13 protein-coding genes and 1 pseudogene are annotated in these 15469 nt (G+C 72.3%); 8 read left to right on the top strand and 6 right to left on the bottom strand.

The window, feature by feature from the left end:
- Positions 1–31: 31 nt before the first annotated feature.
- From N8I86_RS15280 to N8I86_RS15265, 4 genes are read right to left on the bottom strand one after another with little or no spacing between them, the layout of a single operon-like run.
- Positions 32–1192: an acyl-CoA dehydrogenase family protein gene (locus N8I86_RS15280; RefSeq protein WP_123439685.1), complete on the bottom strand. Its 1161-nt coding sequence runs from the start codon at positions 1190–1192 to the stop codon at positions 32–34.
- 5 nt (positions 1193–1197) lie between these two features.
- On the bottom strand, positions 1198–2142 hold the full coding sequence (locus N8I86_RS15275) for a hydroxymethylglutaryl-CoA lyase (RefSeq protein WP_073900493.1): 945 nt from the start codon (positions 2140–2142) through the stop codon (positions 1198–1200).
- Positions 2139–4154: an acetyl/propionyl/methylcrotonyl-CoA carboxylase subunit alpha gene (locus N8I86_RS15270; RefSeq protein WP_263278011.1), complete on the bottom strand. Its 2016-nt coding sequence runs from the start codon at positions 4152–4154 to the stop codon at positions 2139–2141. The genes N8I86_RS15275 and N8I86_RS15270 overlap by 4 nt, the downstream gene beginning before the upstream one ends.
- Positions 4155–4165: 11 nt before the next feature.
- On the bottom strand, positions 4166–5782 hold the full coding sequence (locus N8I86_RS15265) for a carboxyl transferase domain-containing protein (RefSeq protein WP_073900495.1): 1617 nt from the start codon (positions 5780–5782) through the stop codon (positions 4166–4168).
- 97 nt (positions 5783–5879) lie between these two features.
- Between N8I86_RS15265 and N8I86_RS15260 the strand changes: the two genes are divergently transcribed.
- From N8I86_RS15260 to N8I86_RS15235, 6 genes are all read left to right on the top strand, one after another.
- Positions 5880–6479, top strand: coding sequence for an SACE_7040 family transcriptional regulator (locus N8I86_RS15260; protein WP_123437746.1), 600 nt, complete (start codon positions 5880–5882; stop codon positions 6477–6479).
- 100 nt (positions 6480–6579) lie between these two features.
- Positions 6580–7155, top strand: a complete 576-nt coding sequence (locus N8I86_RS15255) for a hypothetical protein (protein WP_263278010.1) — start codon at positions 6580–6582, stop codon at positions 7153–7155.
- Between the two features lie 107 nt (positions 7156–7262).
- Entirely contained in the window at positions 7263–8420 is a 1158-nt protein-coding gene (locus N8I86_RS15250; RefSeq protein WP_263280108.1) for an acyl-CoA dehydrogenase family protein, read from the top strand.
- A 36-nt stretch (positions 8421–8456) separates the two neighbouring features.
- The gene (locus N8I86_RS15245) at positions 8457–9323 is read left to right on the top strand and encodes an acyl-CoA thioesterase (protein WP_073900501.1); all 867 of its coding nucleotides are present in this window, start codon (positions 8457–8459) and stop codon (positions 9321–9323) included.
- Between the two features lie 66 nt (positions 9324–9389).
- Positions 9390–9584, top strand: coding sequence for a hypothetical protein (locus tag N8I86_RS15240; RefSeq protein ID WP_263278009.1), 195 nt, complete (start codon positions 9390–9392; stop codon positions 9582–9584).
- 350 nt (positions 9585–9934) lie between these two features.
- Positions 9935–10270 (top strand): hypothetical protein, encoded by a 336-nt coding sequence (locus N8I86_RS15235; protein WP_263278008.1) that lies wholly within the window; start codon positions 9935–9937, stop codon positions 10268–10270.
- Positions 10271–10348: 78 nt separating this feature from the next.
- On the opposite strand, the gene N8I86_RS15230 is transcribed toward N8I86_RS15235, so the two are convergent.
- Both N8I86_RS15230 and N8I86_RS15225 read right to left on the bottom strand, forming a co-directional pair.
- On the bottom strand, positions 10349–11137 hold the full coding sequence (locus N8I86_RS15230; RefSeq protein WP_263278007.1) for a phosphatase: 789 nt from the start codon (positions 11135–11137) through the stop codon (positions 10349–10351).
- Positions 11138–11216: 79 nt separating this feature from the next.
- Positions 11217–12757 (bottom strand): annotated as a pseudogene (locus N8I86_RS15225) (PucR family transcriptional regulator ligand-binding domain-containing protein).
- 218 nt (positions 12758–12975) lie between these two features.
- Here N8I86_RS15225 and N8I86_RS15220 point away from each other — a divergent pair.
- Positions 12976–14436 carry a sodium:solute symporter family protein gene (locus N8I86_RS15220; protein ID WP_123437751.1) on the top strand — a complete coding sequence of 487 codons (1461 nt, stop codon included), beginning with the start codon at positions 12976–12978 and terminating at the stop codon, positions 14434–14436.
- 56 nt (positions 14437–14492) lie between these two features.
- The gene (speB, locus tag N8I86_RS15215; protein WP_073900511.1) at positions 14493–15464 is read left to right on the top strand and encodes an agmatinase; all 972 of its coding nucleotides are present in this window, start codon (positions 14493–14495) and stop codon (positions 15462–15464) included.
- Positions 15465–15469 lie beyond the last annotated feature (5 nt).

The following is a 15469-nucleotide window of genomic DNA, read 5'->3' as shown; positions in this document are numbered from 1 at the left end:
GGGCCGGTGCGCCCCACCGCCTGTCCCGGTGCTAGCCCGCCAGGCCCAGCTCCCGCGCGATCAGCATGCGCTGCACCTCGCTCGTGCCCTCGCCGATCTCCAGGATCTTGGAGTCGCGCCACATGCGGGCCACCGGATAGTCGTTCATGAAGCCATAACCGCCGTGGATCTGCGTGGCGTCACGGGCGTTGTCGACGGCGACCGTCGAGGAGTACAGCTTGGCCACCGCCGCCTCCTTCTTGAACGGCTCGCCGACGACCAGCCGCGAGGCCGCGTCCCGCCATGCCAGACGGGCCGTGTGGGCCTTCATCTCCATGTCGGCGATCTTGAACTGAACGGCCTGGTTGGCGCCGATCGGCCGGCCGAAGGCGTGCCGCTCCTTCGCGTACTTCACCGACTCGTCCACACAGCCCTGTGCCAGACCGGTGGCGAGCGCCGCGATCGCGATGCGGCCCTCGTCCAGGATGCGCAGGAACTGGGCGTAGCCGCGGCCCTCCTCGCCGAGCAGGTTGGCGGCGGGCACCCGGACGTCCTGGAACGACAGCTCGCGGGTGTCCGAGGCGTTCCAGCCCACCTTCGAGTAGGGCGCGGCCACCGTGAAGCCCGGAGTGCCGGAGGGCACGATGATCGCCGAGATCCGCGGCCTGCCGTCCGGCTTGCGGCCGGTGACCGCCGTGACCGTCACCAGACCGGTGATGTCCGTACCGGAGTTGGTGATGAAGCACTTGCTGCCGTTGATCACCCATTCGTCCGTGTCCGGGTCCAGCCGGGCGGTCGTCCGGGTGGCGCCCGCGTCGCTGCCGCCGTCCGGTTCCGTCAGGCCGAACGCGCCGAGCATCTCGCCCGCGCACAGGCGGGGCAGCCACTCGCGCTTCTGCTCCTCGGTGCCGAACAGGTGCAGCGGCATCGCGCCCAGTGAGACACCGGCCTCCAGGGTGATGGCCACGGAGGAGTCCACCCGGGCCAGTTCCTCCAGGGCGATGCCGAGGGCGAGGTAGTCGCCGCCCATCCCGCCGTACTCCTCGGGGAACGGCAGCCCGAACAGGCCCATGCGGCCCATCTCGCGGACGATCTCGTACGGGAACTCGTGTCGCTCGTAGAAGTCGCCGATCTTCGGCGCCACGACGTCGTGCGCGAACTCCTCGACCGTACGGCGGAGTTCCTCCAGCTCGGGGCTGAGGCGGTGGTCCATGCTGATCACTGGTCCTTGTGGGAGAGAGCGCGGACGGTACGGGACGGGCTTGGCCGGCCCAGCTGTTCGGCCATCCACACGCTGGTGGCGGTCAGACGGCCGAGGTCGACCCCGGTCTCGATGCCGAGGCCGTGCAGCATCCACACGAGGTCCTCGGTGGCGAGGTTGCCGGTGGCGGACCGGGCGTAGGGGCAGCCGCCTAGGCCGCCCGCGGAGGCGTCCACGGTGGTGACGCCGTGCTGCAACGCGGCCAGCGTGTTCGACAGCGCCTGGCCGTAGGTGTCGTGGAAGTGCACGCCGATGACGTTCGTCGGCACACCCAGCTCGTTGAGGAGGCTGAGGAGTTCGAGCACATGGCCCGGGGTGGCGACGCCGATCGTGTCGCCGAGGCTCAGCTCGTCGCAGCCCATGTCGCGCAGCGCCGTGCAGACGCGGGCCACCTGGTGCAGGGGGACCGGACCCTCCCACGGGTCGCCGAAGCACATCGACACGTAACCGCGCACGTGCAGGCCCGCGTCCTTCGCGTGGCGCACCACCGGTTCGAACACGGCCAGCGACTCGTCCAGCGTGCGGTTGAGGTTGGCCTTGGCGAAGGACTCGGTCGCGCTGGCGAACACGGCCACGCGCTCGGCGCCGAGGGCCAGCGCCCGGTCCAGGCCGCGCTGGTTGGGGACCAGCACCGGCAGGTCCACCCCGGGCAGACCGCCGAGCATCGGGAACAGCTGCTCGGCGTCGGCGAGCTGGGGCACCCACTTGGGGTGCACGAAGCTGGTCGCCTCGATCGTCGTCAGGCCCGCGTCGGCGAGCCGGCGGACGAACTCCGCCTTGACCTCGGTCGGCACGGCCGTCTTCTCGTTCTGCAGCCCGTCGCGGGCGCCGACCTCGTGGATCCGCACCCGCGCGGGCAGGTCCTGGGCCGGTACGACCATGGGCAGCGGCTCGGCGCTCATTCCGCCTCCTCCGTGGGCGCGATCACGGCCAGCACCTGGTCCATGGCGACCGTCGATCCCGGGGTCACGTCCAGTTCGGCGACCGTGCCGGCGTGCGGGGCGGAGATGACGTGCTCCATCTTCATCGCCTCGACCACCAGCAGGCTCTGGCCCGCGGTCACCTCGTCGCCGACCGCCACCTTCACCACGGTCACCGTGCCGGGCATCGGCGCGGTCAGCGAGTCGGCGCCCGCGTGCGCGGACCGGGTGAGGGACTCGGCCACCGGATCGTGGTCGCGCACCTGCCAGGTGTCGCCGTCGCGGCCCAGCCAGCTGCCGTCCGGCAGCACGGCGAAGGTGTGGGTGAGGCCGTCGAGCCGGAAGGTGAAGCGGCGCCCGGCGCCGGACGACACGGTCGTGCCGCCGGACCCGCATAGCGGCTGGTCCGCCCCGGGGAGCAGCAGTTCCGTGCCGCCGTCCGGCGTGCTGCGCACGCGGACGGTCACGGCCTCCTGGCCCGGTACCCGCAGGTGGTGCGGTGTCCAGGCCGCCTCGCCGCCGAGGCGCCAGCCGTCGGCCGCGGCGAACGGGTCGGTCCAGCCGGAGCCGCCGGCGGGAGCGAGCGCGGCATGGCGCAGCAGCGCCGCCGCCGCGTACACCTCCGCCGGCACCCCGTCCGGGACGAGCCCGTCCACCTCGCGCTCCACCAGTCCGGTGTCCAGCTCGCCCGCCACCACCGCCGGGTGCGCCAGCAGGCGGCGCAGGAAGCCCGCGTTGGTCTGCACGCCCAGGGTGACCGTCCCGGACAGGGCCGCCCGCAGCTTGCGCAGGGCCGTCTCGCGGTCGGGGCCGTGTGCGATGACCTTGGAGAGCATCGGGTCGTACAGGCTGCCGACCTCCGTGCCCTCGCTGAGGCCGGAGTCGGTGCGGACGCCGTCCCCCCGCGGCTCGTCGAGCAGCAGCACCGTGCCACCCGAAGGGAGGAAGCCGCGCGCCGGGTCCTCGGCGCAGATCCGGGCCTCGACCGCGTGCCCGGTCAGCGTGACGTCTTCCTGCGCGAAGCCCAGCGTCTCGCCGGCCGCCACCCGCAGCTGCCACTCCACCAGGTCCAGCCCGGTGACGAGTTCGGTGACGGGGTGCTCCACCTGGAGACGGGTGTTCATCTCCATGAAGTAGTACTGCGAGGGGTCGCCGCCGGGCACGATGAACTCCACCGTGCCCGCACCGCGGTACCCGCACGAGCGGGCCGCCTGCACCGCCGCCTCGCCCATCGCCGCGCGCGTGGCCTCGTCGAGGAGCACACTGGGCGCCTCCTCGATGATCTTCTGGTGGCGCCGTTGCAGGGAGCACTCGCGCTCGCCGAGGTGGACCACGTTCCCGTGGCCGTCGGCCAGCACCTGGATCTCGATGTGCCGGGGCCGGTCGATCCACCGCTCCACCAGCAGGGTGTCGTCGCCGAAGGAGGCGCGGGCCTCACGGCGGGCGGCGGCGATCTCCTCCTCCAGCGCGCTCACCTCGCGCACCAGGCGCATGCCCTTGCCGCCACCGCCCGCGGACGGCTTCAGGAGCACCGGCACGCCGATGTCCCGGGCGGCCGCGGCGAGTTCGCCGTCCGACAGCCCGCTGCCGCTCGAACCCGGCACGACCGGGACCCCGGCCTTCTGCACGGTCTCCTTGGCCCGGATCTTGTCGCCCATGAGCGCGATCGCGTCGGCCGGCGGGCCGATGAAGACCAGCCCCGCCTCCTCGCACGCGCGCGCGAAGCCCGCGTTCTCGGCGAGGAAGCCGTACCCGGGGTGGACGGCCTGGGCGCCGGTGCGGGCGGCGGCCTCCAGCAGCCGCTCCACCGACAGATAGCTCTCGCCCGCGGGCGCCGGACCGATCCGTACCGCGGTGTCGGCCTCGCGCACGTGCCGCGCGTCGGCGTCCGCGTCGGAGAAGACCGCCACCGAGCGCACGCCCAGGGAGCGGAGCGTACGGATGACGCGTACGGCGATCTCGCCCCGGTTGGCCACCAGCACTGTGTCGAACACGGTTCCCCTCCTCACATCCGGAAGACGCCGAACTGGGGGTCTCCCAGTGGCGCGTTGGCGCAGGCCGTCAGGGCGAGTCCCAGCACCTGACGGGTCTGAAGCGGGTCGATCACGCCGTCGTCCCACAGGCGGGCGGTGGCGTAGTAGGCGTTGCCCTGGCGCTCGTACTGGGCGCGGATCGGCGCCTTGAAGTCCTCTTCGGCGCCGGCCGGCCAGTCCTCCCCGCGCGCCTCCAGCTGGTCCCGCTTGACCGTGGCGAGGACGCTGGCGGCCTGCTCGCCGCCCATGACGGAGATCTTGGCGTTGGGCCACATCCACAGGAAGCGGGGGGAGTAGGCCCGGCCGCACATCGAGTAGTTGCCCGCGCCGTACGAACCGCCGACCACCACGGTCAGTTTGGGCACACGCGTGCAGGCGACGGCCGTCACCATCTTGGCGCCGTGCTTGGCGATGCCGCCCGCCTCGTAGTCCTTGCCGACCATGAAGCCGGAGATGTTCTGCAGGAACACCAGCGGGATGCCGCGCTGGTCGCACAGCTCGATGAAGTGGGCGCCCTTCTGGGCGGACTCGGAGAACAGGATGCCGTTGTTGGCGACGATCCCCACCGGGTGGCCGTGGATCCGGGCGAAGCCGGTGACCAGGGTCTGCCCGAACTCGCTCTTGAACTCCGCGAACCGGGAGCCGTCCACCACGCGCGCGATGACCTCGCGCACGTCGTAGGGGGTGCGGGAGTCGACGGGGACGGCGCCGTAGAGGCCGTAGGGGTCGACCTTCGGCTCGACGGCCGGCTGGACCTCCCAGGGCAGGGACTGCCGGGCCGGCAGCGTGGCGACGATGTCGCGCACGATCCGCAGGGCGTGCGCGTCGTCCTCGGCGAGGTGGTCCGTGACCCCGGAGACCCGGGAGTGGACCTCGCCGCCGCCCAGCTCCTCCGCCGTCACGACCTCGCCGGTGGCCGCCTTCACCAGGGGGGGACCGCCGAGGAAGATCGTGCCCTGGTTGCGGACGATCACGGCCTCGTCGCTCATCGCCGGGACGTACGCGCCGCCGGCCGTGCACGAGCCGAGCACGGCCGCGATCTGCGGGATCCCGGCGCCGGACATCCGGGCCTGGTTGTAGAAGATGCGCCCGAAGTGGTCGCGGTCCGGGAACACCTCGTCCTGCATCGGCAGGAAGGCGCCGCCGGAGTCGACCAGGTAGACGCACGGCAGCCGGTTCTCCAGGGCCACCTCCTGCGCGCGCAGGTGCTTCTTCACGGTCATCGGGTAGTAGGTGCCGCCCTTGACGGTGGCGTCGTTCGCGACGATCACGCACGCGCGCCCGCTGACCCGGCCGATCCCGGCGATCACGCCGGCGGCCGGGGCCTGTCCCTCGTACATCCCGTCGGCCGCGAGGGGGGCCAGCTCCAGGAAGGGCGAGCCCGGGTCGAGCAGCGTGTCCACCCTGTCCCTCGGCAGCAGCTTGCCGCGCGCGGTGTGCCTGGCCCGGGCCTTCTCGCCGCCGCCGAGCGCCGCGGCGGCCAGCTTGCCGCGCAGCTCCTCGACGAGCGCGAGATGGCCCTGTTCGTTGGCCCGCCAGGCCTCCGACGCGGGATCTGCCGCGCTCCGAAGCTCCGGTGCCTCCTGCATCCTGCGGTCCCCTCACCCGGTGGTCGAACCTGTTAATGAGCGTTAACCATTTCCTTCAGGTTAACGACCGCTAACCTCCCTGTCTAGAATTGCCTGCATGGTCACCAGAACCGACGCGCCGACCCGCCGTGAGCAGATCCTCAAAGAGGCCGCCCGGCTCTTCGCCGAGCGTGGTTTCCACGGCGTCGGTGTCGACGAGATAGGCGCGGCGGTCGGCATCAGCGGCCCCGGTCTGTACCGGCACTTCCCGGGCAAGGACGCGATGCTCGCCGAGCTGCTGGTCGGCATCAGCGGCCAGCTGCTCACGGGCGCCAAGCGCCGTCTGGCGGAGGCCGACGGGGCCACCGGCGCCCCCGAGGTCCTGGACTCGCTCATCGAGGGCCACATCGACTTCGCCCTCGACGACCGCCCGCTGATCACCCTGCACGACCGCGAGCTGGACCGCCTGCGCGACAGCGACCGCAAGCTGGTGCGGCAGCTCCAGCGGCAGTACGTCGAGCTGTGGGTGGAGGTGGTCCGCGAGGTCTACCCGGCCCTGACCGAGCCGTCGGCCCGCTCGGCCGTCCACTCCGTCTTCGGCCTGCTGAACTCCACGCCCCACCTGGGCCGCGCCGGCACCCTGCCCGGCCGCGGGGCCATGGGGGCGCTGCTGCACCGGATGGCGCGCGGCGCGTTCGCGGCGGCCGGGGAGCAGTAGCCGGGGAAGCGGTTGCCGGGCCGGCTGTCCTCGCAGGTCATGGCCATGATCGAATTCCCCCCTGTGCCGCACGAGGGCGCACCCGACGAAGGGGGGAGCCGTGCTGACCGACACGGCCGGAAGAGCGACGTGGACGAGAGTGCTGCGAGCTGCCGCCGCGCTCGCCGTGGCCGGGGCGCTGACGGCCGCCGCCGGGGGTGACCGGGCCGGTGGCTACGCGCAGGGGCGCGCGCTCGCCGGGACGGGCGGTCTCCTCGGCTTCGACCACGCGCGCACGGGCGACGAGTACTGGGTGAGCCTGCCCTTGCAGACCGGCACCGGCGACGAGTCGCTCACGCTGCTGCGCACCCGGTGGCTCCGGGTACCGGCCGGCCTCGAGGTGCTGCGCTACGGAGTCGTGACCCTCGGGCAGATGGGCGGCTACGGCCTCGTCGTCGCCGACGACGAGACGCTGAACGAGGACGGCCCCGTCCGGGTCGGTCCCGAGCGGCCCGTCCGGGTACCGCCGCACGCCGCCGCGCGGGCCTATGTGCTCGCCCGCGTCCGGGTGACCGGTCCCGTGCGCGGCGATCTGTCCGGATATCGCGTGTGGTACCGGCAGGGGGCCGTCGAGTACCGCCAGGACCTCGCATGGGACGTGGAGATCCGGCTCGGACCGCCCCTCGGGCGGGCGTGACGAGCGTTACGGACGGATACCCCTGGACGGGGTTACCTACCCGCCGGTACGGTTGAGTGAGCAAGCGCTTAGACATGGCGATGCCGAGGTACGTGGAGGTGGGCGGCGTGCGCCGTACGGTGTTCAACGAGGATCACGAGGCGTTCCGGGAGACCATCCGCGCCTTCATCGAGGCCGAGGTCGTACCCGTGTACGACGAGTGGTTCGCCGCCGGCCAGGCGCCGCGCGAGTTCTACTACAAGCTCGGCGAGCTCGGCATCTTCGGCATCAACGTGCCCGAGGAGTTCGGCGGCGCGGGCATGGAGAGCCACAAGTTCGAGGCCGTCCTCTACGAGGAGACTGCCCGCGCCGGCGTCCAGTTCGGCGGCTCCGGCGTGCACGTGCTGCTCGCCCTGCCGTACATCAAGATGCTCGCCACCGACGAGCAGAAGAAGCGCTTCCTGCCGAAGTTCGTCACCGGCGAGGAGATGTGGGCGATCGCGATGACGGAGCCGGGCACCGGTTCCGACCTCGCGGGCATGAAGTCCACCGCCAAGCTGTCCGAGGACGGCACGCACTACGTGCTCAACGGCGCCAAGACCTTCATCACCGGCGGTGTGCACGCCGACAAGGTCATCGTCTGCGCCCGCACCGCCGCGCCGACCGCCGAGGACCGCCGCCACGGCATCTCGCTGTTCGCCGTCGACACCAAGTCCGAGGGCTACTCCGTCGGCCGCAAGCTCGACAAGCTCGGCCTGAAGACCTCCGACACCGCCGAGCTGGCGTTCGTCGACGTCAAGGTCCCGGTCGAGGACCTGCTCGGCGAGGAGAACAAGGGCTTCTCCTACCTCGGCCACAACCTGGCCTCCGAGCGCTGGGGCATCGCCTTCGGCGCCTACGCGCAGGCCAAGGCCGCCGTCCGGTTCGCCAAGCAGTACGTGCAGGAGCGCACCGTCTTCGGCAAGCCGGTCGCCCACTTCCAGAACACCAAGTTCGAGCTGGCCGCCTGCCAGGCCGAGGTGGACGCCGCCGAGGCCGTCGCCGACCGCGCCACGGAGGCCCTGGACGCCGGTGAGCTGACGCCCGCCGAGGCCGCCTCCGCGAAGCTGTTCTGCACCGAGGTCGCCCACCGCGTGATCGACCGCTGCCTCCAGCTGCACGGCGGCTACGGCTACATGAACGAGTACCCGATCGCCCGCCTGTACGCCGACAACCGCGTCAACCGCATCTACGGCGGCACCAGCGAGATCATGAAGTCGATCATCGCCAAGGACATGGGTCTGTAAGGTCCCCGCAATCACTGGCGGGTACAACTACAAGCCATGAGCCAGGCACTCCAGGATCTCCTCGATCTGCTCGACCTCGAGCAGATCGAGGAGAACATCTTCCGCGGCCGGTCCCGCGCTGCCGTCGTCCCCCGTGTCTTCGGCGGGCAGGTGGCGGCGCAGGCCATGGTCGCCGCCGGCCGGACGGTCCCCGCGGACCGGCCCGCGCACTCCCTGCACGCGTACTTCCTGCGCCCCGGTGATCCGGGCGCGCCGATCGTCTACACGGTCGACCGGATCCGCGACGGCCGGTCCTTCACCACGCGCCGCGTGGTCGCCGTGCAGCACGGCAAGCCGATCTTCCACCTGTCGGCGTCCTTCCAGGTCCACGAGGAGGGCCTCGACCACCAGGCGCCGATGCCGCCCGCACCGGACCCGGCGACCCTGCCGACCTCCCAGGAGCGGCTGCGCGGGTACGACCATCTCGCGCCCGACGTGGTGGAGCGGTTCCTGGAGGCCCGCGAGGCGATCGACCTGCGGTACGTGGACGAGCCGCCGTACGGGCGCTTCGGCGAGCCCCGCGAACCGCACTCCCAGGTCTGGTTCCGCACCAACGGCAAACTCGACGACGACCCCCTGCTGCACGTCGTCCTCGCCACCTACGTCTCCGACATGACCCTGCTGGACTCCGTGCTGCTCGCGCACGGCCGCGGCGGCTGGGCCGTCGGCGACGTCGTGGGGGCGTCCCTGGACCACGCGATGTGGTTCCACCGCCCCTTCCGCGCCGACGAATGGCTGCTGTACGACCAGGAGTCGACCACCGCGCACGGCGGCCGCGGCCTCGGCCAGGCCCGCATCCACACCCAGGACGGCCGCCTCGCGATCACGGTGATCCAGGAGGGCGTGGTGCGCGTCCCCAGGTGACGCGCACCACCCGCCGCCCCACGACCGCGACGGCCGTGGGGCGGGCCGACGGCTCAGTCCCGGCGGATGAGTTCCGGATCGATCCGGCGTCCCACCAGCGGCAGGGTGCCCAGGGCCGCGACCGCGCCCACCCCCAGCGCCGCGCAGGCCAGGACCTGGGACCGCCGCGACCTCGCCGGGCGCGACGGAGAGATGAGCCCCGTCCACGGCCCGCCGACTGCCGTAGTAGAGGTCGACCCCGACGGCGGAGACGGTGTGTGAGCTGCTGATGTCTTCCCCCAGGTCGGCTCAGGCCGGTCAGGTCCATGAGATAGCTGTGGCGCGATTAGTCGCCCGAGATGACGAGTGGCGGGTGCGGTACTAGGCTCTTCGAGTGAAAGCCGCAAGTGCACGGCACACACGGCCGACGAGGTCCCGGGGAAGCTCTGACCTCAGCCGTGACACCCGAGGCATGGGGTCACAGGCGTCGGCCGGACCCAGGTGCCGCTCATGAGCCAGCGGTGACATCAGAAGACCGCTCCGCACTCTTTCCGTCTTTCCGTGCGGTGACGGCCATCCACCTCGTGGCGTTCCCGTCGGGGACGTGCGAGAGACGGTGGAAGGTACTTCCCATGCGAGCTACACGCACGAGGCGTCTTGTCGCGACGTCCGCAGCCGGAATCCTGCTGGCCGGTGGGGCCGCGATCGGGGCGGCGGGCACTGCCTCGGCGTCGGATCACGGCGACCACGGCTCCTACAGCGACAGCTGGGGCGGCCACAACGGCCACAACAGCTGGTGGGACGACGATGACGACGACTACGGCGGCTACGGCGGCGACCACGGTGGCTACGACCACGGTGGCGGCGGCTACGGCGGCGACCACGGTGGCGGCGGCTACGGCGGCGACCACGGTGGTGGCGGCTACGGCGGCGGTGGCCACGGTGGCGGTGGCCACGGCGGCCACTGACCCCGACACGATCTGAGGCGATGGTGCGGCCCTCCTCGCGGGGCCGCACCATCGCGTCCGCCGACGCTCGCGCGGACCCTACGCCAGGCCGGCCCCCGCCAGCAGATACACCGTCATGGGGTCGTAGTGGCGCGGGCTCACGACGTGGTCGTCGAGCGGGACGACCACCTGCACCGTGCCCTCGGACTCACCGAGGAACAGCGCCGGGTCGTTGCAGTCGGCGTATCCCACGGAGTCCACGCCGTGCTGTCCCGCGTACCCCGCCCAGCCGTGGTCGGCGACGACCAGGTCCGGCAGCGGACGCCCGGCGCGCTCAAGTCCCGTCAGAATGGCCCGCATCGGCTCGCCCGAGTGGGTGTGCCACAGCGTCGCCCCGTGCTCCAGCACCGCGACGTCGGCGAACTGCATGACGTACCCCTCGTCCGTCTGCAGCCCCTCCGGAATGACCACGATCTCGCAGCCGGCGGCCCGCAGCGCGTCCGCCGTCGCCCGGTGCACGTCCAGCAGGCCGCCCGGGTGGCCGGTCGCGAACAGCACCCGCTGCTGCCCCTCGGCCGCCTTGCGCAGCCGCGCCGCCATGCGGTCCAGCGCGTCCACGGTGAGCTCGGGGTCGATGGTGTCCTGCCCGTACCGGTACTCGGGATCGTCGTTGACGCCCACCCGTTCGGCCATGACCGCGAGCACGTCCTGCTCGTCCGTCCAGCGGTCGCCCAGCTCCAGGCCGAGCCAGAAGTTGCGGACACCGTTGGCGAGCTGACGGTAGTGGGAGAGGTTGTTCTCGCGGGGCGTGGCGACGTCCCCCGCGATACGGGTCCTCACCAGGTGGTCGACGAGCTGGGCGCGGCTGGGTGTCCCGGATATCGGCATGCCTCCCATTGTGAGGCAGCGCGCCGCGGGCGTCCTCGGCATATCGCCCCGTGGGACGGGGGTCACTCGGCCGTCGCCCTCAGCCGCGCCGCAGCGCGAACCACAACTCCATGCGGACGTCCGCGTCGTCCAGATCGGTGTCCAACAGGGCGGCGCAGCGGGCGATCCGCTGCCGCACGGTGTTGCGGTGCACGTCCAGCGCCACCGCCGTGCGGTCCCAACTGCCGTGCAGGGACAGCCAGGTGCGCAGGGTCTCGGCGAGCGCGGCCTGCCCCGCGAGGGGTGCGAGCAGCGTACGGGCGTGCGACTCGGCGTCCTCGCGTGGCACCAGGTCCTCCAGCACCGGCCGGGCGGCGTGCCGGACCAGCGGGGTGCGGGTGGCGCGGGCGCGGGCGAGGGCGCGGGCCGCCTGGGTGTCGGCGGACGGCCACGCGGACGGCTCCGCCGCGGCGCTCACCCCGAGCGTCCAGCCGGGCTGCGGTTCCGGGTCCCGCCCGGCCGGCACCAGCACGCGTACGACGTCACGGGCCAGGTCGACCAGGGGCGAGCCCAGGGCGGCGCCGAGGGCGGAGGCGGCCACGGCGTCCGGCGCCTGGGAGTCCGGCCGCGCGTGCACGACCCGCCACTCGCCCTCCCCGCCCAGCAGGGGCGCCGCCTCCTCCGGCGCGGCCCCCAGCAGCAGCCGTACCAGGGCGGAGGACCGGGCCGCCCCGGCCCCGCTCTGGTGCTCGCCGGTCAGCAGGGACAGCAGGACGGCGGCCACGGAGGCGATGGTGTGGTCGCCGGGTTCGCGCCGGGTGGTGGCCACGCCCAGCACGAAGCCCTCGCCGGCGCCGAGGGCGTAGACGGCGAGATGGGCCGGGCCGAGGGTGTCGGTGGCGGACGCCGGCAGCGGCCGGGAGGCGGCGGGGCGCCGCCGCCCGCCGCGTGGTCCGCGCCCGCCGCGGCCGGCGGTCTGACCACCCCGGCCAGCTCCGCCAGCGCCGGCCGCACCTCCCGTGCGGCGTCCCGGCCCGCCCCCGCGACCTCCGTGCCGTCCGGCCCGTACAGCACCGCGCGGCCGCCCAGGCGCTGGGCCAGCTGCCGCAGGACGGCGGGGACGGGGTCCGGGCGCGCGGCCGCCGCGGCCAGGCTCTGCTGGGCCTCGGTGACACGCCGCAGCTCCGCCAGGCGGGCCTGTGCCATCAGCTGCCACACCGCGCGGGCCACCCCGGAGAAGGTGGTCTGCGGCGGGACCTCCAGCAGCGGCAGGCCGTGGCCGTCGCAGGCGGCGACCAGCGCGGGCGGCACCGTGTCGTGCACCGGGGCCAGCCCGAAGCCGAGGGCCGCGCCGCCCGCCGCGACGATCCGGGACACGTAGTCGTCGAAGTACGTCCCGTCGCCGGCCGCCTCCGGGATGTGCACGCCGGCCGTCAGCAGCAGTTCGCCGCCGAGCAGGTACGGGTACGGGTCGGCCATCTCCGAGGTGTGCGCCCAGTGCACGACGGTGTCCGGGTCGGTCGGCCCCGCGATCTGCCGCAGGCCCAGGTCCTCCCGGGCCAGCAGGGCCGTGAGCGGGACCGGTGGGGTCGGTGGGACGGCTGGGGTGATCGTCTCCGGCATGATGTGCGTTTCCTCCATCCCGCCCCGTTCATATGGATGAAACGTACTCTTCGCAGTCGCTTTCCGGCCACCTAGGGTCAACACGGAACGGCAGCCGCGGGTACGGGCGGATGTCCCCGCGATCCGCTGCCGTCACCCCCGCTCCGGAGGAAGCCCTCTCCCCGAGGGACCCCTCCCGAGGAATCCCCACGTCTCTGCACGACACGCCACCGACAGTGCGCGAAGGAGGGCCCCACATGGCCGTCGACTACACAGTGATCGTCGTCTATCTCGCCGGCATGCTGGCCATGGGCTGGTGGGGCATGCGCCGCGCCAGGTCGAAGAGCGAGTTCCTGGTCGCCGGCCGGCGCCTCGGCCCCGTGATGTACTCGGGCACCATGGCCGCGATCGTCCTCGGCGGCGCGTCCACCATCGGCGGCGTGGGCCTCGGCTACCAGTACGGCCTCTCCGGCGCCTGGATGGTCTTCACGATCGGCCTCGGCCTGCTCGCCCTGTCGGTGTTCTTCTCCGCCCGCATCGCCCGCCTGAAGGTCTACACCGTCTCCGAGATGCTGGACCTGCGCTACGGCGGCCGGGCCGGGGTGATCTCCGGTGTGGTCATGTGGGCGTACACCCTCATGCTCGCGGTGACCTCCACCATCGCCTACGCCACGATCTTCGACGTCCTGTTCGACATGAACCGGACCGTCGCGATCATCCTCGGCGGCTCGATCGTCGTCGCCTACTCCACCCTCGGCGGCATGTGGTCCATCACGCTGACCGACATGGTCCAGTTCGTCGTCAAGACGATCGGCGTGCTGCTCCTGCTCCTGCCCATCGCCGTGGTCAAGGCGGGCGGCTTCTCCGAGATGAAGGCCAAGCTCCCCACCGCGTACTTCGACCCGCTGGGCATCGGCGGCGAGACGATCTTCACGTACGTCCTGATCTACACGTTCGGCATGCTGATCGGCCAGGACATCTGGCAGCGCGTGTTCACCGCCCGCGGGGACCGGACCGCCAAGTGGGGCGGCACCGTGGCCGGAACCTACTGCCTGGTCTACGCCCTCGCCGGCGCGGTGATCGGTACGGCCGCCAAGGTGATCTACCCCAAGCTCGGCAGCCCCGACGACGCCTTCGCCACCATCGTCAAGGACGAACTGCCCGTCGGCGTACGCGGCCTGGTGCTGGCCGCCGCCCTCGCCGCCGTGATGTCCACCTCCTCCGGCGCCCTGATCGCCTGCGCCACGGTCGCCAACAACGACATCTGGTCCCGGCTGCGGGGCGCGGTGCGCCGCACCGACGACACCCACGACGAGGTCACGGGCAACCGCGTCTTCATCCTGATCATGGGCATCGGCGTGATCGGCACCGCGATCGCCCTGAACAACGTGGTCGAGGCGCTGACCGTGGCCTACAACCTCCTCGTCGGCGGCCTGCTCGTGCCCATCCTCGGCGGCCTGCTGTGGAAGCGCGGCACCGTCCAGGGCGCCCTCGCCTCGGTGATCGTCGGCGGCCTCGCCGTGATCGGCCTGATGGCCGGCTACGGCATCCTCGCCAACGAGCCCGTCTACTACGGCCTGCTGGCCTCCCTCGTCGTCTACGTCGCCGTGTCCCTGGCGACGAAGCCCACCGACGCGGCCGTCCTCGCCACCTGGCGCGAGCGCCTGGCCGGGCGGAACCCCGAACTCGTGTCCGAACCGGTCCCGGCTCACCAGTAGAGTCGTATGAGAAGCAGTACATGCGCGACGAAGCGCAGGAAAGAAGGCATTTCATCATGAGCAGCAACGAGACGCCCCGCGGCCCCGTCGACTCCTCCCGCATCCCGCGGTACGCCGGTCCCGCGACCTTCGCCCGGCTGCCCCGCCTCGACGAGGTCGGCACCGCCGACGTCGCCGTCGTGGGCGTGCCGTTCGACTCCGGCGTCTCGTACCGGCCGGGCGCCCGCTTCGGCGGCAACGCCATCCGTGAGGCGTCCCGGCTGCTGCGTCCCTACAACCCCGCCCAGGACGCGTCCCCCTTCGCCCTCGCGCAGGTCGCGGACGGCGGCGACATCGCCGTGAACCCGTTCAACATCAACGAGGCCGTCGACACCATCGAGGCCGCCGCCGACGACCTGCTCGGCACCGGCGCCCGTCTGATGACCCTCGGCGGCGACCACACCATCGCGCTGCCGCTGCTGCGCTCGGTCGCGAAGAAGCACGGCCCCGTCGCCCTGCTCCACTTCGACGCCCACCTGGACACCTGGGACACCTACTTCGGCGCCGAGTACACGCACGGCACCCCGTTCCGCCGTGCGGTGGAGGAGGGCATCCTCGACACCTCCGCCCTCTCCCACGTCGGCACCCGCGGCCCGCTGTACGGCAAGCAGGACCTCACCGACGACGAGAAGATGGGCTTCGGCATCGTCACCTCGGCCGACGTCTACCGCCGGGGCGCCGACGAGGTGGCCGACCAGCTCCGCCAGCGCATCGGCGACCGCCCGCTGTACATCTCCATCGACATCGACTGCCTCGACCCGGCCCACGCGCCCGGCACCGGCACCCCGGAGGCGGGCGGCATGACCTCCCGCGAGCTGCTGGAGATCCTGCGCGGCCTGGCCTCGTGCAACCTGGTCTCGGCCGACGTCGTCGAGGTCGCGCCGGCGTACGACCACGCCGAGATCACCTCGGTCGCGGCCTCGCACACCGCGTACGAACTCACCACCATCATGAGCCGTCAGATCGCGGCGGCCCGGAAGGACGCGTAAGCGCA

This window comes from Streptomyces albidicamelliae (genome assembly GCF_025642175.1).
Lineage (GTDB): Bacteria > Actinomycetota > Actinomycetes > Streptomycetales > Streptomycetaceae > Streptomyces > Streptomyces albidocamelliae.
Note: the sequence above shows the minus strand (reverse complement) of the source record. Positions and strands in the feature narration are given on the sequence as shown.

Bases quoted from the DNA above. Each gene is read 5' to 3' on its own strand.
- N8I86_RS15220 (WP_123437751.1), top strand. From the start codon at position 12,976: ATGGCCGTCGACTACACAGTGATCGTCGTCTATCTCGCCGGCATGCTG.
- N8I86_RS15245 (WP_073900501.1), top strand. From the start codon at position 8,457: ATGAGCCAGGCACTCCAGGATCTCCTCGATCTGCTCGACCTCGAGCAG.
- N8I86_RS15265 (WP_073900495.1), bottom strand. From the start codon at position 5,782: ATGCAGGAGGCACCGGAGCTTCGGAGCGCGGCAGATCCCGCGTCGGAG.
- N8I86_RS15280 (WP_123439685.1), bottom strand. From the start codon at position 1,192: ATGGACCACCGCCTCAGCCCCGAGCTGGAGGAACTCCGCCGTACGGTC.
- N8I86_RS15230 (WP_263278007.1), bottom strand. From the start codon at position 11,137: ATGCCGATATCCGGGACACCCAGCCGCGCCCAGCTCGTCGACCACCTG.
- speB (WP_073900511.1), top strand. From the start codon at position 14,493: ATGAGCAGCAACGAGACGCCCCGCGGCCCCGTCGACTCCTCCCGCATC.
- N8I86_RS15235 (WP_263278008.1), top strand. From the start codon at position 9,935: ATGCGAGCTACACGCACGAGGCGTCTTGTCGCGACGTCCGCAGCCGGA.
- N8I86_RS15240 (WP_263278009.1), top strand. From the start codon at position 9,390: ATGAGTTCCGGATCGATCCGGCGTCCCACCAGCGGCAGGGTGCCCAGG.
- N8I86_RS15275 (WP_073900493.1), bottom strand. From the start codon at position 2,142: ATGAGCGCCGAGCCGCTGCCCATGGTCGTACCGGCCCAGGACCTGCCC.
- N8I86_RS15260 (WP_123437746.1), top strand. From the start codon at position 5,880: ATGGTCACCAGAACCGACGCGCCGACCCGCCGTGAGCAGATCCTCAAA.